20 protein-coding genes and 1 riboswitch are annotated in these 22207 nt (G+C 44.2%); of the genes, 7 read left to right on the top strand and 13 right to left on the bottom strand.

All coding sequences use genetic code 11. From position 1 onward, the window contains the following. Positions 1–72: 72 nt before the first annotated feature. Complete coding sequence (locus QUA43_RS16245; RefSeq protein WP_333375233.1) at positions 73–1182, bottom strand: glycosyltransferase family 4 protein; 1110 nt, start codon at positions 1180–1182, stop codon at positions 73–75. Positions 1183–1576: 394 nt separating this feature from the next. Between QUA43_RS16245 and QUA43_RS16250 the strand changes: the two genes are divergently transcribed. The 4 genes from QUA43_RS16250 to QUA43_RS16265 all read left to right on the top strand — a co-directional run bounded on the left by QUA43_RS16250 (position 1577) and on the right by QUA43_RS16265 (position 4717). Beyond that, complete coding sequence (locus QUA43_RS16250; RefSeq protein ID WP_333375235.1) at positions 1577–2182, top strand: glutathione S-transferase family protein; 606 nt, start codon at positions 1577–1579, stop codon at positions 2180–2182. Positions 2183–2547: 365 nt separating this feature from the next. Next, on the top strand, positions 2548–2706 hold the full coding sequence (locus tag QUA43_RS16255) for a hypothetical protein (RefSeq protein ID WP_333375238.1): 159 nt from the start codon (positions 2548–2550) through the stop codon (positions 2704–2706). 605 nt (positions 2707–3311) lie between these two features. Beyond that, on the top strand, positions 3312–3584 hold the full coding sequence (locus QUA43_RS16260) for a hypothetical protein (protein WP_333375241.1): 273 nt from the start codon (positions 3312–3314) through the stop codon (positions 3582–3584). Positions 3585–3907: 323 nt separating this feature from the next. Further along, positions 3908–4717, top strand: a complete 810-nt coding sequence (locus QUA43_RS16265; protein WP_333375244.1) for a glucose 1-dehydrogenase — start codon at positions 3908–3910, stop codon at positions 4715–4717. 694 nt (positions 4718–5411) lie between these two features. Here QUA43_RS16265 and QUA43_RS16270 read toward each other — a convergent pair. From QUA43_RS16270 to QUA43_RS16280, 3 genes are all read right to left on the bottom strand, one after another. Beyond that, entirely contained in the window at positions 5412–6728 is a 1317-nt protein-coding gene (locus tag QUA43_RS16270) for a voltage-gated chloride channel family protein (RefSeq protein ID WP_333375245.1), read from the bottom strand. Positions 6729–6876: 148 nt separating this feature from the next. After that, entirely contained in the window at positions 6877–8502 is a 1626-nt protein-coding gene (locus QUA43_RS16275) for a cation:proton antiporter (protein WP_333375359.1), read from the bottom strand. A gap of 91 nt (positions 8503–8593) precedes the next feature. Then, positions 8594–8682, bottom strand: a riboswitch (Fluoride riboswitch). Positions 8683–8903: 221 nt separating this feature from the next. Next, positions 8904–9917, bottom strand: coding sequence for a Gfo/Idh/MocA family oxidoreductase (locus QUA43_RS16280; protein WP_333375248.1), 1014 nt, complete (start codon positions 9915–9917; stop codon positions 8904–8906). Positions 9918–10442: 525 nt separating this feature from the next. Between QUA43_RS16280 and QUA43_RS16285 the strand changes: the two genes are divergently transcribed. Continuing rightward, positions 10443–10742 (top strand): ferredoxin, encoded by a 300-nt coding sequence (locus QUA43_RS16285; RefSeq protein WP_190663602.1) that lies wholly within the window; start codon positions 10443–10445, stop codon positions 10740–10742. Between the two features lie 342 nt (positions 10743–11084). Here QUA43_RS16285 and QUA43_RS16290 read toward each other — a convergent pair whose 3' ends face one another. Then, positions 11085–12740, bottom strand: coding sequence for a SpoIID/LytB domain-containing protein (locus tag QUA43_RS16290; protein ID WP_333375249.1), 1656 nt, complete (start codon positions 12738–12740; stop codon positions 11085–11087). A gap of 209 nt (positions 12741–12949) precedes the next feature. Then, positions 12950–14137, bottom strand: coding sequence for a M20 family metallopeptidase (locus QUA43_RS16295; protein WP_333375251.1), 1188 nt, complete (start codon positions 14135–14137; stop codon positions 12950–12952). Positions 14138–14430: 293 nt separating this feature from the next. Here QUA43_RS16295 and QUA43_RS16300 point away from each other — a divergent pair, with 293 nt between their 5' ends. Continuing rightward, positions 14431–15906 carry a glycosyltransferase family 87 protein gene (locus tag QUA43_RS16300; protein ID WP_333375253.1) on the top strand — a complete coding sequence of 492 codons (1476 nt, stop codon included), beginning with the start codon at positions 14431–14433 and terminating at the stop codon, positions 15904–15906. Between the two features lie 10 nt (positions 15907–15916). Here QUA43_RS16300 and QUA43_RS16305 read toward each other — a convergent pair whose 3' ends face one another. Then, the gene (locus QUA43_RS16305) at positions 15917–16126 is read right to left on the bottom strand and encodes a ribbon-helix-helix domain-containing protein (RefSeq protein ID WP_333042524.1); all 210 of its coding nucleotides are present in this window, start codon (positions 16124–16126) and stop codon (positions 15917–15919) included. 184 nt (positions 16127–16310) lie between these two features. Between QUA43_RS16305 and QUA43_RS16310 the strand changes: the two genes are divergently transcribed. After that, positions 16311–16544: a hypothetical protein gene (locus QUA43_RS16310; protein ID WP_333375256.1), complete on the top strand. Its 234-nt coding sequence runs from the start codon at positions 16311–16313 to the stop codon at positions 16542–16544. Between the two features lie 43 nt (positions 16545–16587). Here QUA43_RS16310 and QUA43_RS16315 read toward each other — a convergent pair whose 3' ends face one another. The 6 genes from QUA43_RS16315 to QUA43_RS16340 form a co-directional block, all read right to left on the bottom strand. Then, a complete protein-coding gene (locus QUA43_RS16315; protein ID WP_333375257.1) occupies positions 16588–17301 on the bottom strand; it encodes a DUF3226 domain-containing protein in 714 nt (237 codons plus the stop codon). Beyond that, positions 17298–18410, bottom strand: coding sequence for an AAA family ATPase (locus QUA43_RS16320; protein ID WP_333375260.1), 1113 nt, complete (start codon positions 18408–18410; stop codon positions 17298–17300). The genes QUA43_RS16315 and QUA43_RS16320 overlap by 4 nt, the downstream gene beginning before the upstream one ends. Before the next feature lie 124 nt (positions 18411–18534). Continuing rightward, positions 18535–18801 (bottom strand): Txe/YoeB family addiction module toxin, encoded by a 267-nt coding sequence (locus QUA43_RS16325; RefSeq protein ID WP_333375261.1) that lies wholly within the window; start codon positions 18799–18801, stop codon positions 18535–18537. Further along, on the bottom strand, positions 18798–19022 hold the full coding sequence (locus QUA43_RS16330) for a hypothetical protein (protein WP_333375263.1): 225 nt from the start codon (positions 19020–19022) through the stop codon (positions 18798–18800). The genes QUA43_RS16325 and QUA43_RS16330 overlap by 4 nt, the downstream gene beginning before the upstream one ends. 223 nt (positions 19023–19245) lie before the next feature. After that, positions 19246–21033, bottom strand: coding sequence for an aspartate--tRNA ligase (aspS, locus tag QUA43_RS16335; protein WP_333375265.1), 1788 nt, complete (start codon positions 21031–21033; stop codon positions 19246–19248). 228 nt (positions 21034–21261) lie between these two features. Then, positions 21262–21849, bottom strand: coding sequence for a hypothetical protein (locus tag QUA43_RS16340; protein ID WP_333375266.1), 588 nt, complete (start codon positions 21847–21849; stop codon positions 21262–21264). Between the last annotated feature and the right edge of the window lie 358 nt (positions 21850–22207).

Below are 22207 nucleotides of genomic sequence, written 5' to 3' on the forward strand. Positions count from 1 at the left end.
TTGTATGGTGCTCTGGTGAATCACCTGAACCCTGAACCACATTCAAAATGCGGGTTGTTGATTCATTATTTGCTACTTAATTTCAGCGGAGATAAACTCCTGATGCCATTGTTGAGCGACTCTATCCCAGCCAAATGAATCTTTAAGAGTTAATGCTTCCTTTCTTAAAGATTCTTGTTTTTCAGGATTTTTTAGCAAGTCAATCACTGCTGCAATAAAAGCATTATTAGTTTCCTCATCGCCAGCAGGTCCCTTAATTCTGATACCTGATTTTACAGTGTCATCTAAACCTGCATAAGTTGTCACCACGGGAACACAACCAGCGGCTTGTGCTTTCCAAGCACTAATACAGAAAATCTCCGCAGCAGTATGACAAGGATAAACCCAGATGCCTGATTTGAATAATTCTTCAACTAACTCTTTGTGTCCAATCCTGCCATGTTCATAGACATTTTCCTGCGCGAAAAGTTGTAAAAGTTTTTGCTTTTTATCTGGTAAGTATGGAAATTTCTCAAGATAAGGTGAATTAATTAAGGCATCAATTCCTTGCCACCCATAAAAAATATGTAATTCAACATCGGGCACTTCTTTGAGAACTTGATCCCATTGAGTCAGTAAATTTTCAATACCTCTTGCATAATCACTAATCGAAATTAGCCTTTTGGGATTTCTAGCAATTCCTGTTAAATTGAAATCTTCGAGATTAATCCCATTGGTTGTTAAAAAAATCTTGTCTTCAGGAATCCAGTCTGGCAGCAGAGATTTATGAAAACTTGACAACATAAAAAGTTTATCAAAACTTGCCAGAAATTCTAAACGCTGAGACTCTTCTACAGGAGGAAATAATTGCGGGTTATCGTGCATCCACACCGCAGTTTTTCGGGCTTTCACTTTCATACGCATAGGTTGTGTCCAAACACGATGAAAGATTATGACATTAAAGTTATCTTGGGCATTGAATTTATCAACTGACTGATAAACTACTCCTTTATATTCCCCTTCCATATCACCGCAGCGATTAAAAACAGTAACATGGTAGCCTAATTTCACTAATTCTTGACTTAAGTAAATGATCGCTTCTTCACTTCCGCCAATACCTTTATTTACAGATAGAGGAGACCAATCTTCTAGATGAAATGGAAAATTGGAATAAATTACAATTGACTTATTGTCCCAGTTCATATTATTGAAGTTTCACAAAAAAATGACATTAATATCGTATAATAAAATTATATGTTTGTCAAATAAGTCCCAAAAATCACCTATTGAGGCTCTCAACCTACACAGGCGGCAACAATATTATAAAAAGTTCCCCATAGGCGATTTTGGAGAGTCTCCATTGAAGCGTAAATCAACGGTTTTCCTGTCAATCAAAGTCCGCCTGCCCGGGCTAATATTTAGGAGTTGTAGCCACCCAGGATTTGGTATTACACATATTACTTCTGAACCTAGCAATGCTGACCTTAGCTGCAGATAATGCTACAATTATAATTGGTGAAATTCTATCTGTCTGTCTGTCTCTCTTTCTTAAGTCTGCGTCCTCTATGTTCTATAGGGGATATTAAACAAAATACTTATGTTTAAACTTTACGAGTATTCCCCCTCGGGCAATTGCTATAAAGTTCGCTTGCTCTTAACTCAACTTAATATTCCCTTCGATCGCACAGAGATTAATATTCTCCAAGGAAAAAGCCGCACACCTGAATTTTTGGTCAAAAATCCCAATGGCCGCATTCCGGTGTTAGAAATCGCACCGGGTAAATTTCTGTTTGAATCGAATGCAATTATGTTTTACTTGAGCGAAGAAACTGAGTTTTTCCCCACGGATAAATTTGAACGTGCTCAAGTCATGCAGTGGTTGTTTTTTGAACAGTACAGTCACGAACCTTTTATTGCTACTTCTCGCTTTTGGTACATGACAGGAAAAGCTGAGGAATATCAGGAAGCACTTCAACAAAAACAAGCACCGGGTTATGCTGCTTTGGGGGTGATGGAACAGCATTTAGCAGAAAATGAGTTTTTTGCGGGCGATCGCTATACTATTGCTGATATCGGTTTATTTGCTTACACTCATGTTGCGGGCGAAGGCGGATTTGATTTAACCAAATTTCCCGCAATTCAAACTTGGATAAATCGAGTAAAAAATCAACCTCGATATATCAGCATTACACAAGTAAATTAAATTTACATGAGGCTAAATATACTATACGTCTATAAGATTACCGTCACATTTCTCAGTTGTCTAAAGTCATAAGTGATTCGCCTTGATGACTAAAATTTTACAGGGCTGTAAAACACTCGTTAAGCGCCCGTCCAAAAAAGACGGGCGGGACGCCCATCCCACAAACTTGTGAAAGTTATTTAATTCTCATTCCTTATTTAAGAATTAAAGCAGAAACAATCGCGACTAAATACAATTCCTTTTGAGTCGCAGTTTCAATATATAGCAGTTCTCAGAAACATGAGGTACGTAGTTGGGCTTTAGCCCTCTTGGTTTAATGGTTATATAAGCTGTCAGTCATACCTCATTTTTTTGAGAAAGGCTATATGGCAACCTTGCATCAGTCAAGAGAACTGGCCGATCGCCACACGATTTATGTTAAAGATTCCGCAGAGTCTATTTTCAAGCAAGGCCATCACCAATGGGAAGCAACTGGCAGAAATGGACGATCGAGAACTGGCGAATGCCAATGTTTCAACACGTAGATGGTTGTTCTTAATCGCTAACATATTATATCCTTGCGGCTCTGTGCAAGCATTTTTAGGCGACGGTCGTCGCTGCAGCTTTCCTCCCCATGTCTAAAGCCAGGGGCTTCTCGCTCGTTTTTCGGTGAATTGCTGACCTTGGATTTGAGATGAAGTCGATCGCTCTCGATGCGATACTAGAGAAACGATAATGTCTATCCAATTATAGATTACCTTTTACTCTAAACTCTTCCAAGCGAGAGATGATATTTAAATTTTTTAATTTTACTATAAAAATACCCTCTCAACCTTAAAAAATCTTTAAAATGATGGGAAAACAAACCGAATAAATTCATGATAAGGAATCAAAAAAACTTTGTCCAGCATAAATTCCATATTTCACTGTTCAATAGTGCCGACAGTTTTCCTACGGCCCAATGGCTGATTTTCTAGGAATGTGAGCCACTGTCGATAATTAAATCAATGTCATCTCCACTCCTGACTTGCATTTAATTCGACTTTTTTATAGTCCTTGCCCTCTCAAGCTTGTAGTATTCTTCTCAAAAAGCCGCAGTATTGATTGAATATTAACCTAGTTCTATTTATTGCATTGACACGATAAACTCATGGAAAACACATTGTTCGATCGCACATTCCGCGACAGCGAAGGCAAAATAGTTATAGCTCAGATGCCAAATCTACCATTGAGTGTCGGGATTGTAGCTAGTTTACTAACGCTGATTGTTACAACAGGTAAAATTAATTTAGGGTTGGAGCTAGTAGCCTTTGGGTCTTTGTTTACTTGGGCTTGGGAAGAATTATTTCAAGGCGTTAATTACTTTCGTAGAGCATTAGGTCTGATTGCGCTTATCGGTCTGATTGCATGGAAACTTCAATAATTAGATAAGCATCAATCAAATCAATAAGGTACATAACAGTGGGAGCATCTCAATGCAAGAAGCAGCAAAGCTAGCAATTGGAGTTTTGAGGCAGGAGTTTTGAGGCTCTCTTGCTGCGGGGAAAGAAGAAGAAAGAAAGAGCCAGAATAAGTGTTTTTACCAATATGAGATGCTCCCTCCCGATCGCGGGCATGGCGATCGGTCTTCTGAAGATTGATGAAATGCGTGGCGAAAAGACAGAACAACCTTCTGGTTGATGTTGAAGCTAGTTTCCTTGAGGTTTCGGTTAAGATATTTGGTTGTAAATCTCTGGGAGAGCAATTATGAAAGGTTTAAAGGGAAAAAACGCACTAATTACTGGAGCGAGTTCAGGTATTGGCCAGGCGATCGCCATTCGTCTCGCTCAAGAAGGTTGCAACATTGCCGTTAACTATCGCAAAAGCTTAGAAGAGGCAGAAGATACTGAAGAAGTAGCTCTGCAAAAAGCCTGTGGACAAGCCTCGGAATGCGGGGTTGAAACGCTATTAGTTCAGGGAGATGTCTCCAAAGAAGACGACATCCTTCGTATGGTGAAGAGTGTCATTGATAAATTTGGTAGTCTGGATATCCTGATTAATAATGCTGGGATTCAAACAGAAAGCGCATCCCATGAAGTGCCAACCGATGAATTCGATCGCGTGATTGCAGTCAATTTGCGAGGTGCATATCTCTGTGCGCGGGAAACCATTAAGCATCTGTTAGAGCAGCAGCGATCTGGGGTAATTATCAATATTTCAAGTGTGCATGAAATCATTCCCCGCCCGATGTATATCAGCTATTCCATCAGCAAAGGTGGCATGGGAAATCTGACTAAAACCCTAGCGTTGGAATACGCAAACCGAGGCATCCGCGTCAATGCTATTGCGCCCGGTGCGACGATTACACCGATTAATGAAAGCTGGACTGACAATCCAGAACAAAAGGCAGTGGTTGAAAGCCATATCCCAATGGGACGGGCAGGCACATCGGAGGAAATAGCAGCATCTGTTGCCTTTCTGGCATCAGATGAAGCTGCTTACATTACGGGACAAACGCTCTATATTGATGGTGGATTGACCCTCTATGCTGACTTTCGCGAAGCTTGGTCTGCCTAAATTAACTGGAATATAACTAAGCTGTGTTGCATCTAGATTGCCTATGGTATTAGAGAGGGAGAGGGGGAGTAGGTCCGATGGGGATCGGATTTGACGACTGTTCGATCCCAAAAAGAAATATACAATTTAAATGCACAACAGCTTATGAGGCGGAAATAGGCGATCGCTGTCATTTTACCTAAAAAAAGATTTGTTTGGGCGATCGCTTTATTTACTCACCGGACACTAGACTAAACAGCACTCAGGTGTCATGTAGATATGATTGAACGTGGCAACCAGGAAGGCATTGCGGAGGAGTTATACCGCAAATAATTTCAAGTATTGATATCTTGCTGCACAACAATCAAATAATTCGTTAGGGCGATGAACTTGGCAGATAAAAATCATCGCTCGCGCTGACGTGACTACAAGCCAAAAATCAATAGCTTCTGCTATTAATGTATAGCGGTTCTCAGAAAGAGGAGGTACGTAGTTGGGCTTCAGCCCTCTTAGTTTAGTGGTTGTATAAGCTGTCATTCGATTGCGCGATTTTAGATTTGAGATGCAAGGATTGACTTGCGCGAGATAAATTCGGGGGACGCAAGGATTTTCGATTTTGGATCGATCCCACGGATAAATCGCGTGGCGGGTACCACTTTTGAAAGTCTTGGTCAGTCATACCTCATCTTTTAAAAAAAGGCTATAAATCATGAAACTAATTAATTTTGTTGACATTTGATACTGATTGTGCATCGATTTCCTCGGCGGAATTGTCCCAATTAGACCCTTTTTTAGTGGGCATAAAATGGTATTTTCCAGCGCCAAGACGCTGTGAGCTATAGATGCCCGCATGACCTGAAAAAAGGTAGCTCATCACACAAGCGATCGCCACAAACACCCCAGATTCTAGTCCAAAAAGTTCAATTCCCATTAAAGTAGCAGCGATCGGTGTATTTGCAGCCCCGCCAAAAACTGCCACAAATCCCATGCCCGCCAATAACGGTGCTGGTAATGCCAAGATTAATGACAAAGCATTACCTAATGTGGCGCCAATAAAAAATAGAGGAGTAACTTCACCGCCATTAAAACCAGCCCCTAATGTCAACGCCGTTAAACCTATTTTTGCCGCAAAATCCCAAGGCGGTAACTTAGTATAAAACGCATCGACAATGGTAGGAATACCAAGACCGATATACTTAGTTGAGCCGATCGCCCAAACAGTCAATGCAACAATAACACCGCCGATGGCCGGACGTAAAGGAGGGTAAAATATCTTAGCTTTAAAGAAGTGGCTAATTTGATGAGTGAGTTTCGCAAAAATCATCGCTACAATGCCAAAGATTATGCCAGCTATAATTGCAGAAATTAGCCCCATTGGAGTTATGCTTGGTACAAGCGGAGCGTGGCGGTAGGCCGTATGATGCAACCCCAGATTTAGGGTAATGCGATCGCCCACAACTGCTGCAACTAAACAGGGAAAAAGAGCATTATGGTTAATCGTACCAATCGCTAAAACCTCTAAACCAAAGATAGTTCCAGCTAAGGGAGTTCCAAAAACCGAAGCAAATCCTCCACTAATCCCCGCCATTAATAAAATTCGGCGCTCCCTGGGTTTAAAGTGGAATATTTTAGTCAACTGATCGGCAAGGGATGCCGCAATTTGTAGGGCTGTCCCTTCTCGACCTGCTGAACCTCCAAATAAATGGGTTAAATCTGTCCCTAACAGCACCATAGGAGCCATTCGTAAGGGAATAATACTTTGGGGATGATGAATCTCTTCGAGTAAAAGATTATTTCCGGCTTCTACTTTTTTGCCATATTTATGGTAAATCCAACCGCTGAAGAATCCACCTAGGGGTAGTAAGGCGATCGCCCATAAATGAGATTCTCGCCAATTGGTTGCCCATTCTAAAGATGCGAGGAGAGCGGCGGAACCAAGACCGGACAGCATACCAACGATACAAGAAACAATAAACCACTTGCTGAGTTGCGGAATGATTGTGAACGGCTCAAATTGAGGGAGAGGTTTCATAATAAATAATTATTTTGGATAAATTTAGGCTCGATCGCAGCGAGCCTAAATTTGCGTTAAAGACCGCCTTGATTATGAACCGCAGAGGGCGCAGAGGACACAGAGAGGGGAGAAGAGGATCAAGGGGATATAAAACCGATATCTGGTATTACTTGTAACTAGATTCCACCAAGATGACAGGAATAGGACTGGTTTCTAAGACGGCTTGAGAAACCGAACCTACTAGCACTTCTTCCCAAGGTTGATGCCCTCGTTTCCCGATCGCAATATATGCCACTTGCCGAGCTTGCGCCACGCGGATAATCTCCTCTGGAACTGTACCAGAAAGACTCAGGAACTCATAGCGAATATCTGATAATATTCGTTGTGCTTGTTGTTGTAATTGTAAGTTTGTGCTTGGATATCCCACATTATCCACATACAAAACAATCACATCCCCATCACTGCGCCGAGCTAAGTCTGCGGCCTTAGTTAAAACATCTGTTGTTAGGGGGGAAGCGTCTACTGCTGCGAGAAAAACTGGACGACCGGAAATAGCTACTTTGGTAGGGTCAACTTCGCCTTTTTCTAATAGTTTGGGGGCAAAAGTGGGAATTGCCCAAGCACCCAAGGGAGCGGTTACTAAAATTGAGAGGGCTGCGATCGCCAAAATCGTCTCGCCACCAGCAATGCCCTGAGCTAGGGGAATTGCCCCAATTGCCGCCTGTACCGTTGCCTTAGCGGAATTTCCTGCTAGCAAAAACAGCCGTTCTTTCCCAGTCCAATTACTACCTAAAGTGGAAAGATACCAACCGAGCGATCGCCCAATCAGAGTCCCGATCGCCAACACCAGCAAACCAACCAGCAAGGTATTGCCTAATACATTAAGTTGAATACTGGCTCCCAGCAGCACAAACAAAATAATTTCGGCGATCGTCCACAAACTATCAAAGCCACCTCGCAATCTTCGTGCTAAAGGCGCATCCAACTCAATCAGGAAAAACCCTGCCGCCATGACAGCTAAATAGCCAGAGAAAACCGGAATATGTTCGGCTGATACTACCAGCCCTAGGGCAAAGCCAGCAGCCACTAGGGAGTCCTGAACCGCAGTTTGAGTCCAGTTTTGCTTGACTAATAGTGACACCAAAATTCGAGCAGTCACCCATCCCAAAAGCACCCCCAAGGTAATTTGGATGATGATTTGAAATGGCAGCAATTGCAGAGGGCTGAGGGTGATTCCTCCCAGTAAGGTAATGGCTGTAGCTTTCCCTTGGGACAGAAATGCTAGCAGTAGGCTAAACACCAGCAACAGCAATACATCTGACAAGGCACTTCCCGTCAGAATCGCATCGGGAATTCCTTTTTTTACTCCCCAACCTAGACTTTTTAACCGCAGCATTCCGGGAACAATTACTGCTGGAGATTCCGCGCCAATGATGCAGCCTAGCAGTAGCCCCGTCAAAAAATCAAACTGAAGTAGCCACATCGCAGCGACAGCAATGGCGATAGCCTCGCAAGCTGCAGGCAGAAAGCCTAATCGCAGCGCCACGGTTCCCTGTTGGGATAGCTTTTCGCGATCGAGTCCTAACCCCGCCTTCATCAAAATTACCATCACGGCAATGGTGCGAAGGGAATTCGCTGCGCCCAAAACCTCTGGGCTAATGATATTTCCCAGTTGCGGGCCTAATAAAATGCCCACCAGCACCATACCTACCAGTGCTGGAGCTTTCAGCCGTCGAGCAATCTGCCCGACAAAAAAGCCCATTAATAAAATCCAGATTATACTTTCTAACATCACGCCACCTTGAAGCTGAATGGATGAACGTGACTTGTAGGGGAAAGATCGATCGAGGCATCCGCACCATCCTACCCTTCCGCCACAAGTCGGAACAGTAGGAGCCATCAGCCTTTTAAACGTTATGAAGATTATTAATAACGCAGGGCGGTTTCGGCGAGCTCCATCGCCATCATTACTTTTATAGCACTATTGTTATTAATACCTGTCATAACCAGCCTGAGTATACGATCGCGATCGCCCAATCGGCCTACTATATGGCCAGTCGGCGTTTTCACCAGACCAATATCGATCGACAGATTGCGGATTTGCTGAGCAGCACTTTTAGCTGAGTTGTCCCAATATTTTATGAGTTATAAGCGATTTATTCCCAATTAAACAACCTCCTGTTGGCTAGTTTTTTACGAATTCTTAAGGGCGATAGTTTGCCCAGTCTCGCTCGATCGCCTCGCAGCATCTGCCACCTTCAAAGCGTACAAGCTACTGGCATTGTCCACGTACAGAGGCGTACCGTTTGACAAATATTCCAACACCATATCGGTGTCTTTGGCAAACAAGCCGCGCCGTGTTCCTACTTTGAGGTTGCGCCGATTTTCTCCCTGAATTAATTGACCGGATTCGGGAGTGAAAACCAGCGTTCCTGCTTCTCCGTAGATGGTAAAAATGTTTTCCGACTGCCAAAAAGTCTCTCCTTTTCCATAAACAGCTTCAGCGACAAGGCCATTGGCAAAGCGCAACTGTGCGTTGCACAAACAAGCTTTGTAGAAATCCGGCTGACTGTCCCAAAATTGAGCTTGACAGTTAACGCTTGCCACTTCCCCGAACAAATCGGTAAATCGGTGCAGTCGCGAAATTGCACCAACTAACGGAAAGCCAAAGAGGGAATGTTGATAAGTCCACCGTTGCGGCGTTGGATGTTGAGGAGTAATAGTAATGTAGCGGGCGTAAAAAACTTTACCGACTAATGGCAAAGATTCTTTGATTGAGGAGTGCAAACCACCTAACAGTTCGATGTGTTCGATGTGGAGGAGTTTTTGCTTTTGGGCGGCAAGTTCGATCGCCCTTTCTGCTTCAGATACGTCTAAAGATAGAGGATATTCCACCACAACGTGATTGTCATTTTCTAGGGCTGCCAGGACGATCGCCCCGTGATCCCGATTCACCGTACAGACAATTACCAAATCTAAATCGTCTCTTTCTACTAGCTTGCGCCAGGAAACCGCAGCTTCTGCCCCGAACCCTTGACAAAATGCTGCGGTTTTCTCCGGGGAGTGGCCCGCAACCGCTACCAAGTGCGATCGCCCATCAGCTTGAATTGTCTCGGCCCTCAACTTAGCGGCAAAACCAGTACCCACAATCCCCACGCGAATTGGAGAATTAACCGAAGAACCAAAGCGAGTATCAATATTAGTCATGGGATTTGAGATTTAAGATTTTAGATAGTTACAGACTTGCGCTGCCGGGGTTTAGGGTTCCATCGCCCCGATTTTAAGCTGTGGTTGTGGTGCGATTTATGCGATCGAGCCTTCAACACCCAAGTCTTGATGCGATCTAACTATACATTTCACCGCCTGCTGGGACTTGCCTTGCAGCAAGTCTTGCTGAAACTCGATCGACACACCGCATACCAACAACGTGGTTTTTGTGCTGTAGGGCTCAAAACAGGATTTTTCCTAGAAAGCGGATTATTTAGCGCAAGTCTTGCGGCAACAGTATCACAAGGCTGAACCCAAGATAGGTATAAGTAATCAAGATGAAATTAGAAAAAGTTATAACTAATCCCATTCAAATGTTTTGTAAATAAGTGTGTCAACCTCCCTTCTATCCCCTACTATCATAGAGGGAACGAACCTAACACCTAACCTCAAAGCTAATAGAGCCTTGAAGGTTGCATTAGGAAAAATTATCAATCTTGTTGAATTTTTGAGAGGATTTAGTGCATGGCAACTTACAAAGTTACCCTCATCAGCGAAGCCGAAGGAATTAACCAGACCATTGACGTTGATGACGATACTTACATTCTTGATGCTGCTGAAGAAGCAGGACTCGACCTCCCCTACTCTTGCCGCGCTGGAGCTTGCTCCACCTGCGCCGGCAAAATCACCAAAGGCGAAGTTGACCAATCCGACCAATCTTTCTTGGACGATGACCAAATCGAGGCCGGATTTGTCCTCACCTGCGTCGCCTATCCCAAGTCTGACTGTACGATCGAAACTCACCAAGAAGAAGCGCTCTACTAAGAAGGGGCGCTCTGCGTGATACCCGAAGAAACCCGGTTTCTCGTTTCCAGAATTAAGCTGAAATAGCGCAATTATGTTAAGAAACCGGGTTTCTGTGTCTAACACTGCAACAAAGCCGCCAGCAGTCTCTCACTCCCAGCTATGAATTCATAGCTGTTTGAGCAGATAGCTGACCAAATAATTTTAGATTTTAGATGGCAGATTTTAGATTAACTGTGAAACCAATCTAGAATACCAAGTCTAAAATCTAAAAGTTTTACGGCTAATATTGAGTCCGCAAAGGCGGACTTTGTTTGTTTAGTGGCGAATTAAATCGCCGACTCTTAGACCGACTTCGATCGACTATTCGCGCCAAAATGTAATGTTATCGCTGAGTGGGACAACTTGAGCGCCGGGAAAATAAAAGCCCAGAATTCGAGATCCATTCCAGCCCAAATTAGCTAAATTGTAAGAACCAGTCTGACTCATTCCCACCCCGTGCCCGAAACCGCCTCCGACAAAAGCATAACCGTTGAGAGTTTTGTCTGGATTGTAAATGGGTTCTAGGTAAAAAAGCGTGCTAATCGGCGGGTAAAAAGCATTGCGAATCTCGTCTTTGTCGATATCAATCGGGCCCAAGTCAGTTTGAACCTTCATTTTCAAAACTCGACCAGCAGGCGACCTTTCTACCACTTCCACCTGAGTGACAGTTTTCAAATTAGCCAGCGGGTGCTGTTTCTTCTGAAGATACTGTTTGAGAAATCCACCAATCGCCGTCAAAGAAGCTGGTTCGCGCCACCGAAAAGTGTCTTCTTTTTCCTCATTAAACCCTTTTTCCAAACTGATAAAGCGGCGGAAATTGTTTTCGTCAGACAAACTCTGCTTGGACAAATCCCAGACATTATTGGGGGAATCGACGATCGATCGCAAATATGGACGTTCCGCGCCATGCCACACATCGCCAAAAGTCGCTGTCACACCGCCGCTAGACGCGGAATAGAGGGCATCTACTAGCTGATTTTGATAAGTTAGCACCAAACCGCTCGTTTGGGCGATCGCCTTATCACTTTGCGGGTAAACCTCCGTCAAACCGTGATAAACTTGGCAGTTAACATCAGCGCACAACTCATAATTATCCACAGCAAACCGGCGCAAATTTCTGAGGGCGTAGGTTCTGGCTAAAATAGTTTGAGCGACAATTGCAGCGTAAGGCGAAAAAGCCCCAATTTCGTGAGGAACAACACCCCGCAAATAAGTTTCCGTCAGCACTTCATTGACTAAAGTATAAGTGCCGTAAGCATTTTTTTGCAGGCGCAAATTCCCACCATAACGGCGAGTTTGTTGAATAGCTTTTTCCGGTTCAGTAGCTGTCGCCTCTTGGGTGGTTTGTTCCAATACCTCAATCACATTTTTCCCGGCCGTCACATCCAACTCATTGCGGTTGAAACGAAAGCCATTTAAAACCCAAAATGCCTGGGGTATTTGTTTAAAAACCTTGGAATCCAAAAAAGCTGTTGTGTTCCCTTGAGCTTGCAAACTTTGCAACAGCCAGCGCCGCACCAAAGGAGAGTTATAAACATCTCTTTTCGCCCAAACTTGCCAGCGCAAAGGTTGAGCAATTTCTACTTCAATTCCCTGGGCGCGCCACTGATTGGCGCTATCTTCCGCACTCTCAAAACTGCGGTGAGAACTTAGTACCACTCGTTCTTCTACTAAGGGCGATTCCAGCGGTTTCGGGGCTATTTCTAACTTGACGCTAGCAGCAGTTTTGGTTTCTATCCCTTGAGGAGTTTTGTAACGCAAAGTTAAGCTGTCGCCCGGTAATGCTTTCAGCGTCAGTTTGTCGGTTGCTTTCGTGCCAAACCGCTGCACCACGCCAATTTTGATCGGTCTATTTTGGGGACTTTGGGCGTATGCCGCAGCGCTGAAAAGAGGTAACAGGCACAATGCGGTGAAAACAGTGCTAGAAATGCAGCTAAACCATTTGTAATTGGGAGTTGGAGGTGCTTGAGCGAACACGGTTATCTGTCTCGCGATAGTTGAAATTGGGGGATTTTTGATTGTACGTTAGCACATTTGGCCGCTGCTATAGGGGAATTGCCGAAGATAAGCTGGTTTAATTGCCAGAATTCTGTTAAGCAGCTAGGCGCAAATAAACTTTACATCAAGCAATTTTGAGCCATTACCCACCCCACAATCTTATTACGGGTAATTCAATGAAAGCGAGTTTACCTACTTACTTGCTGTTTCCAATATTGGTAAGCGGCATAGGCCAAGGTGACAGCGCCGGTGACGATGGCCGCTTCATCAACCTCAAATTGCGGGTGATGGAGGGGATAGTTGGGTTTGTCAGTCAGTCCCACTCCTAAGCGAAACATGGTTCCCGGTGCGTGTTCTAAGTACATCGAAAAATCTTCCGCGCCGAGGGATGGTTCTGGTAAAATCTGGACGCGCGATCGACCTAAAGCTTCTACCGCCGCAGTTTCTACTAATTGCGTGAGTTTGGGGTCGTTTTGGACTCCGGGCACGCCGCGCTTGTAGGTGAGTTCGTACTTAGCGCCGTAAGTCGCGCAGACGCTAGAAACAATTTGTTCGATCCAAGCCGGCAGTTTTTCGTGGGTTTCGGGATGCAGCGATCGCACGGTTCCCAATAATTTTACTCGATCGGCAATTACGTTCGGCGCTCGTCCGCCGTTAATTTGCCCGATCGTCAAAACCAGTGGCCTCAAAGGATTTTGCGTGCGGCTAATTGCCTGCTGCAAAGTGGTAATTATCTGAGAAGCAATCCAAATTGCGTCGATCGCCTCGTGGGGACGCGCACCGTGGCCGGATTCGCCCATCACAATCAATTCTATGTCATCTGCCGCCGCCGTCAGGGCCCCGTGGCGGATACCGATGCAACCGCCGGGAATCGTCGGAAAAACGTGCACTCCGAGGATGCCGTCAACATCTTGCATCGCCCCATCTTTAATCATCCATTGAGCACCTTGGGCAATCTCTTCCGCCGGCTGAAACAAGAAGCGGACGTGACCGGGCAATTTTTCCCCTAGCTGAGACAATATCATTGCTGCGCCCAAACCGACGGTGGTGTGGATGTCGTGGCCGCAGGCGTGCATGACTCCCTCGTTGCGGGAGGCAAATTCTAAGTTTGTGCGTTCTTGAATCGGCAAAGCGTCCATATCGGTGCGAATTGCCAGCCACCGGGACTCGCTGCTGTTGCCTTTGATTTCGCCGAGCACTCCTGTTTTGCCGATTCCTTCGATCGCGCGGACTCCGCTGGAAGCGAGAACTCCGGCTACGTAGGCGGCGGTTTGATATTCTTGCCCGCTGAGTTCGGGATGGGAGTGGATGTGGCGGCGAATTTCGATTAAGCGGGGTGCTAGGGTGGCGGCTAATTCTTTGATGCGGGGAAGCATGAATTTAGTTGGGGAGTGCGGTACAAGTTGTAGTCAACTAGGTTAACGCAAATGTTTGGGGGTGAACAGGGTTACAAGGGGCCAAAGTGCGATCGGGCTTTTAGATAGCAATGCTATTTCGTTTGTGAATAAGATTTTTTTTCTAACCGCAGAGGGCGCAGAGAAAAGAGAGAAGAGAGAGTTAGGTTGAAAGGGGGAACAAAAGTCAATTTTTTAGGTTGAAATACTGATTTTTAGTTGAGGATTTCTGGTTGTGATATTATCAAAAAGTAAATTTATTAAAATCATTTACTATGATTAGCTTGGGATTCTGGAATGTAATTATTTTAATTATAGTCGCTTTGTTTCTCAATTTTAATTGGCGATTAGATAGCGAGAAAATCGCATGGCAAGATTCTTTGTTTTTAAAACATCCTGCGATCCAAAGGTTGACTCAGTTTTTTCGTCAACCTATCGTTAACTTTATTTTGCAAGCAGTTATTGTATTAGTTCTCACCAGATTTCTCAGCTATACTGGTTGGTTGGTTTACAATCTGACTAATCGGCCCGATCCGCCTTACTGGGATTTTAAGTGGTTTTATGTAGCGAGTAAATTAGCCCATCAGCATTTGAGTCCCTTTAATGTCGAGGTGTTTAACAGCGGTTTCTGTAGCATCACAAAAGTGTGTGGGTTTATTCCATCTTTTGTTTATCCACCTAATATCATTCCTCCCCTCTGGTTTTTGGGCTATTTCCCGATGAAGACTGCATTCACAATCTGGACTTGGCTGCATCTTATTGCCACAGGTTTTGTTTTATGGGGAGCGAATATCTTGTTGGTGTCGCACTCACGAGCTTTGAGGACTATTTGTAGTATATCAGTTGCATTCCTCTACGGTTTTGTCTTCGATCTTCAAGTTGGCAATGTGGCAACTTTTATTGCGGTTCTGCTGTTATGGATGTTTATTTATGCTAGAAAAAATCAGGATGTAATTGCAGGAATTTTATTAGGAATTGCACTTTTTAAACCTACTTTACTTATATTGTTTATTCCTTATTTTTTAATCAAAAGACGGTTGAAGCTAGTTTGTATATCTATAATCACGGCAACTTTTTTGGCAGTTATAGGTCTAGCTGTAACGGGCAATTCCTTGACAGGATTTATACAGGATGCGACTCGTGGATTTCCACTCTGGCTCAATGATCCATCGAATAATCCTTATATTTCTATCAGTCGCCTTGATTTAAGGGTTATGGGACCGAGATTTTTCCCCGATAGTCCCTTCGTGGCGAAGCTATTTTCTAACTTGATTATTCTGCTGCTAGTTGGTTTAGTGAGTTGGTATTTTTACAAAAAACAATCTCGCAATGCTTGGTCAAAAAAAGTTGACTTATCTGAAATGGTGCTAATTTCCACTTTGAGTATTGCTATCAACTATTCACAGCCAACCAGTTCTGTGATGTTAGCACCGGCGGTGGTTTTTTTGCTGAATGATTTATGTTTTCAGATTAAAAGTTGTGCCTTCTCTAGGCAAAGAATGTCGGTTTGGTTATTGGGCGTTGGCTGTGTCCTGGTGCAAACCGCTGTGATTCATGGCGGGCTGTTGGTGTTTCTAGGAAAGCGGTGGAACTGGAAGGGGGGGGAGTTGCCTTATTTGTTTAAAGTAACTATTTTTTCACTACCGAGTTATGCGATTTTAGGCCTTACGTTAAGTGTTTTAGTCTTAGCAATTACCTCTCTTTCGTTTGCTGATTTGGGGGATTCCCAAACCGATAGACAGCATTGTTAATCTACCAAAATCAGTCTTGCTCGTTGCTGTCGCTTTTCTGTTGCTGCGATCGATCGTCGCTTTGAATTCTCCCCTCAGATTTAGCCTCATCTACTGCTTCTTGAATTAATGTCAACACCATATTCGAGACCGGCCGATAATGCGATTTGGCTAACCGCTCTAGGTCTGCTTTAAGTTCTTCTGGAAGATATACAACTATTCTGGGGAGTTTTGCTGGCAAGGCTGTTATTTGTGCTTTTACTGCCCTATTGTACCTTTTTTTGACCTCTACAGTATCAATTTCACCCTCAAGGGTTGACTCGGAGTGCATACCATGATACTTTAGAGTGAACACAAAACCCCCACCGCTCAGAGTTGCAATCGTTCGGTGGGGGCTTGAACTCCCATATTCAGGAGGAATACCTATGATATCACAGCCAAAATCAGTTCCCGAACTGCTCCGGGAAGAAATTCCTGATGTACCTCAAGGTAAAAAACCGATTCGTTTGCTGTTGTGTGGCGTTCCCAAAGCGGTAGACAGCATCGTTAATCTGTTGCACGTTTTAGGTTTTGCTGAAGTTGGGGAATGGAGCCCGCCTCTACCATCGCCGATAGCTGGTGAGGTAATTCGGATTTTAACCCGTTACTGGAAAGAGTAATCTTTGAGGGCGATCGCACGAATTCCAGAAGTGCGATCGACCATTAACTCACTTCCAAAAGTTGCCTCAAAAACTCAATAAAATTTGCCAAAGCAGGAACCTGCTGTTGCGTCTGTTCGCTCACCCAATTATTATCAGCAATACTTGCTGTATTAGTTTTGCCGGGTTTGAGAACGCTGACAACAGTAGCAACTAAAGCTTTTTCTCGATCAAAATTTTTCCACTTTAAAAATTTTCTATCTGACTCAGAAAACTCATTTAGATAGGAACTAGCTTTCTCCATGTACGTGGGATAAGCTATCTGTCCGCACTCACACAGCAAAGTATCCAAAACACCGGGCGAAGCGTTATCTGGCAAAACATAGACTCCTGTACGCGGGCTATTGGTATTTACAACACCAGGGCGATCGGGAGTTGATTTATCGCAATCGGCAACTATCCCGAATGCTGCCAAATTTGTTTGATACTCAGAATTTGCGAATAAAATGTCATCCAAATTAGTCACAAGATTGCTTCCTTCACCTGCATAAATTGCGACTGAGATAGTATCATTAAACAGAATAGAAGGCATATTAAGACGTGTGTACAAGTTTCCTTTTTTGGGATAAACGGGAATAAACTTGCGCCAGAAGGGGTCTAAATCGGACTTTAATCCTTTCAACTCTTCTCTAAAATCTTTAAAACCCAAAAGCTTGAGAACCTTGCCTGTAAATGCCTGATCGTGAGGTCCTTCTACTCCAATAATGGCGTATTTCACACGCGCACCTCCTGACCCAAATCCTCCCGCAATCTGTGCAGTCTTTCCCGTTCAAGTCTGATTGCTTTAGTTTGTGACTCCTTTTTTTCCAAACGATAAAGAACTAAATCTGTCTCGGAATCGCTAGCCTCCAACATCGCATCAATTGCTTCTAAACTGTGGGTAGTTGCAAATAACTGCACGTCCAATCGCTGACACCAATCCACAATCCAAGCAAAGGAACTGCCAAGTGCGACCGTATGAATTGCTGTTTCTATCTCGTCAATTAATAAAACGCCACCCTCCACTTTTACCAGTGTTAAAGCAATGAACAGCAAACGTCGCACTCCATCACCAAAAGCACTAAGCGGCGAAATACCTACACGTTTGTGATCGATGTAGAGGCTGGGACGTTTGCCAGTTGGCGACAAAATTACTAAATCAGTAATTTCTGAATCCATCTGTTGCAGTAATTTTATTACTTCGGGCTTAATACCCAACAAAATAACTTCTGACAGCAAGCTAATTTGTAACTGTTCTATTCGGTGAGAAAACGGTGTTACTGTATCAATTGGTAGTACCGCCGTCGAGCGATTTTTTCTGTTAACAAAACGCTGATTTTCCCAAATTTCAAAACTTAGTGATAATTCATGAGGGCTAAAAGTTGTTGCTACTTTGAGTTCTAACTCAGCACCTCGGAGAATATTGTCAAATTCTATTTCCTCAATTTCTAGTTGAAATTCTGAGCTATTTTCTGCCTCGCCTAACTCCGAAACTCCTTCAAACTCTCGGTAAATTGCTCTCAATTCTGTTACAGGAAAATCGCCAGTACTTGAAACATAAGTTTCTCCTTCGTAGACATGGACATGAGAGACTTCACTGTTTTGAGGAAACAGCCATCTAAGAGCATCTAGCTGGGGTTTACGGGAAGATTTAATCTCTCGCCGCCACGATGTGTTCAGCCATTCCAGCGGATCTAAGGGGCGACAATAGGTTGATATCGCCTCTAAAACGCTGGTTTTACCTGAGTTATTCCCACCAACCAATATGTTGATTTGACCCAAGTCCTGCAAGGTTAAATCTCGCAGGCCTCGGAACCTATGAATGGTTAAATTGTCAAGGTGTTTCATAATTATGACTTGGGCGTATAAGTCGATCGCACTTGCAACTCCTTCAACTGCTTCTCATCCACACCAGACGGCGCATTTGTCAACAAACAACCCGCCTGCTGCGTCTTCGGAAACGCAATCACATCTATTCAGTGTAATGATACTTACAAGCCGCGATCGCAATTTCTTGCTCCGTAACTTGGTAAACTAAACGATGTTCGTTATCAATGCGCCTAGACCAAAAACCACTTAACTCGTATTTCAGAGGTTCAGGTTTGCCCAATCCTTCAAAGGGCGATCGGTCTATATCTTTAATCAATTCTACAATTTTGCGATAAATCTTTTTGTCTAATTTTGCCCATTCATTAAAATCTGCAAAAGCAGAAGATTCAAAAACAATTCTTCTGCTCATTGCAAATTCTGTAAGTTAACTTCAACTAAATTTTGCCGCTCGTTAACATTTTTAATAGCTTTTAAAAGTCTATTTTTGTTGACTTCTGATTTCAAAAGATATTCAGTTTCATCACACTCAGAAACAATTATTTCAATCTCTTTATCTCCAAAAGTCGCCTTGATTTGTTCTAAAAAATGATGATTGAGTTCGCTGGCTTTTAAACGATAAACTGTTGACATCGTTTTTACCTATTTTCGATTATGATAATTATAGCGTCTTTAGTCTAAAGACGTGGAATGTAACTATAGCATACAGTATCAGCCAAAGTTTTGACTCAATGACAGTCCAGGACGCAGAATCGTGTCTGTCATGCTGAACAAAATGCAGTGTAGTGAAGCATCCAGCGAGATGCTTCGCTTCTCTCAGCATGACACATCGGCTTCGCCTAAGTCCCGATCGCCCTTATGACTTGGGCGTATAAGTCGATCGCACTTGCAACTCCTTCAACTGCTTCTCATCCACCCCAGCCGGCGCATTAGTCAGCAAACAACCCGCCTGCTGCGTCTTCGGAAACGCAATCACATCGCGAATAGATTCCTCACCAGCCAACAGCATCACCAACCGATCCAAACCGTAAGCAATGCCTCCGTGGGGCGGAGTTCCATACTCAAACGCATCCAACAAAAAGCCAAACTTATTGTAAGCTTCCTCAGTCGATAAGCCGATCGCCTCAAACACCTTTTCCTGAACTTCCCGCTGATAAATCCGCAGAGAACCGCCGCCGATTTCTGTACCGTTTAACACCAAATCGTAAGCTTGAGCTCTCGCAGTTTTCAAATCATTAATATCGTCAGGATGCGGCGCAGTAAACGGGTGATGCAATGCTTCCAAACGCTTCTCGTCAGCGTTCCATTCAAACATCGGGAAATCTGTCACCCACAGCAGATTCATCTTGTCTTTGTCAATCAATCCCAATTCGTTACCGACGAACAAACGCAATCTATCCAAAGTCTTATTGACAGTTATCACATCAGCCGCTGCGAATAACAACAAATGACCTGGTTGCGCGCCGGTGCGATCGAGCAATTCCTGTTTTTGTGCTTCCGTCAAATTATCCTTAATAGCGCCGATCGTATCTATTTCGCCATTATCCCGCACGCGGATGTAAGCCAATCCCTTCGCACCCGCTTCGCTGGCTTCCTTAAACAAATCGCCGCCCGGTTTAATCCGCACATTAGAAATCGCATCATTCCCGCCCGGAATCGGCAAAACTTTCACAATTCCGCCCGCAGCAACCGCCCCGGAAAATACCTTAAATCCCGAATCTTTCATCAAATCGGAAACATCGACTAATTCCATACCGAAGCGAGTATCCGGTTTGTCGCTACCGTAGCGATCCATTGCTTCAGCGTAAGTCAAGCGCGGGAAAGGACGAGGCAATTCTACGCCTTTGACACTTTGGAAAATCTGGGAGACTAAACCTTCGTTTAATTCGATAACTTCTTCTAAAGACATGAAACTCATTTCCATGTCTAATTGTGTAAATTCCGGCTGTCTGTCGGCGCGCAAATCTTCATCGCGGAAACAGCGGGCAATTTGATAATATCTGTCCAAACCCGAAACCATTAACAATTGTTTGAACAACTGCGGTGACTGCGGCAATGCGTACCATTCGCCCAAATTGACGCGGCTGGGCACTAAATAATCTCTCGCACCTTCAGGAGTCGATCGCGTTAAAATCGGTGTTTCAACTTCAATAAAACCTCCCACATCTTCCAGGTGGCGGCGCATAGCTTTTACAACTTGGTGGCGAAGCTGCAAATTGCGACTCATGCGATCGCGCCGCAAGTCCAAATACCGATATTTCAGCCGCAAATCTTCCCGCACACTTTCATTTTCCGCCGTCGCCACCTGAAACGGTAACTGTTTGCGAACCGCATTTAACAACTCAATTTCGTCAGCGTAAATTTCCACCTCACCCGTAGGCAATTTCGGGTTGAGGGAATCTTCGGGGCGGTTGGTGACTCGCCCAGTAATTTTAACGACGTATTCGCTGCGTAAAGCCTCAGCCCCGTGATAGGAATCGGGGGTGCGTTCAGGATCGCTGACAATTTGCACAATACCCGATCGATCGCGCACATCCAGAAAAATCACCCCGCCATGATCGCGGCGGCGATCCACCCAGCCGTAAAGGGTGACAGTCTCTCCGATGTGTTCGCTTCGCAGTTCGCCGCAGTAGTAACTTCTCATGGTTGGGGGTTATGGATTAAAAATAAAGCTTTTTGATTATAGCGCTTAGTGTCAAAACCTTTTATGAACAGGCAAGATGCCTGTTCCACAAGAAAATTCAATCTTTGTGGAACAGGCATCTTGCCTGTTCTTTAAATATCAACAGCCAAGATGCCTGTTTCACAAGAAAATTCAATCTTTGTGGAACAGGCATCTTGCCTGTGCTTTAAAATGGTGTCCTATCTGAGTTTAATCCTTCTTGTCAAAAAACGCCGTCAGTGCTGTCCATGCAGACTTAGCCGCATCCGTCAAGCGAGTGCCGATCGACTCAATTTGCCTCACAATAACGTGCCAATTCTTTTCAGCTTCCGTTTGAATGTGGTCAACAGCTTGTTCGATGCGATCGCGTTCGATCAATTTATTTTGTTCCACCGCTTCTCGCGCTTGTCGCACTGCTTTCAAATAAGCTTCGCGACTGACTTCGCCGGCCTCTTGCACCTGCGCTTGCGCCCGCGTTTTAATCGCATCCACCACCAGCCAATTTTTCTCAGATTCTTTTTTAATCAGGCTGACTGCTGCTGTGACTCTCTCGTGGGCGAGATCCTTATTTTCTTCGATCGCCCCCGATGCCTTATTCACAGCTTTTAAATAAGCTTCGCGGGTGAGTTCGCCCGCTGCTTGCACTTCGGCGGTGGCGCGTTTTTTAATTGCTTCAAACAGCGCCGCAGTTTCTGCGATCGCCTCATCAGTCGCGTCGGGCATCTCTTTTTTGACGATCTCCGTCGTTTCGACAGTTGCCTCTAAAATTGGTTCCTCGGTTACTTTTTGATCTGTCATATCAATCTTCTCCTGTGGTAGTAAACATTTTCAAAAAATCTCACAGTCCCTGAATACAGACTTTGTACCTGTAGCGCCAGCAGGAACTCTGGCATCTAATAAGAACTAGGCAATTCTTGTTCCAGCTTTATTAACTTTTGTATCCGCGCTTACCTAGTTGGAATGATCTCAGTTCTATTCTATTAGATTATATCTATCAAAGTTGCTCTCGTGTGTAGGATACCGCCAACTTGCAGGTACGGTTTAGCGCACTTAAATTTGTAATATAGCAATCCTCGCATCATTGGTGAATTTTTTACTTTCTCCCTGCGGGTTAGGGGAGGGTTGGGGTGGGCTAAAAAAATTACGACCCCTGCAA

The sequence above is a fragment of the Microcoleus sp. N9_B4 genome (assembly GCF_036701635.1).
Classification (GTDB): Bacteria; Cyanobacteriota; Cyanobacteriia; order Cyanobacteriales; family Microcoleaceae; genus Microcoleus.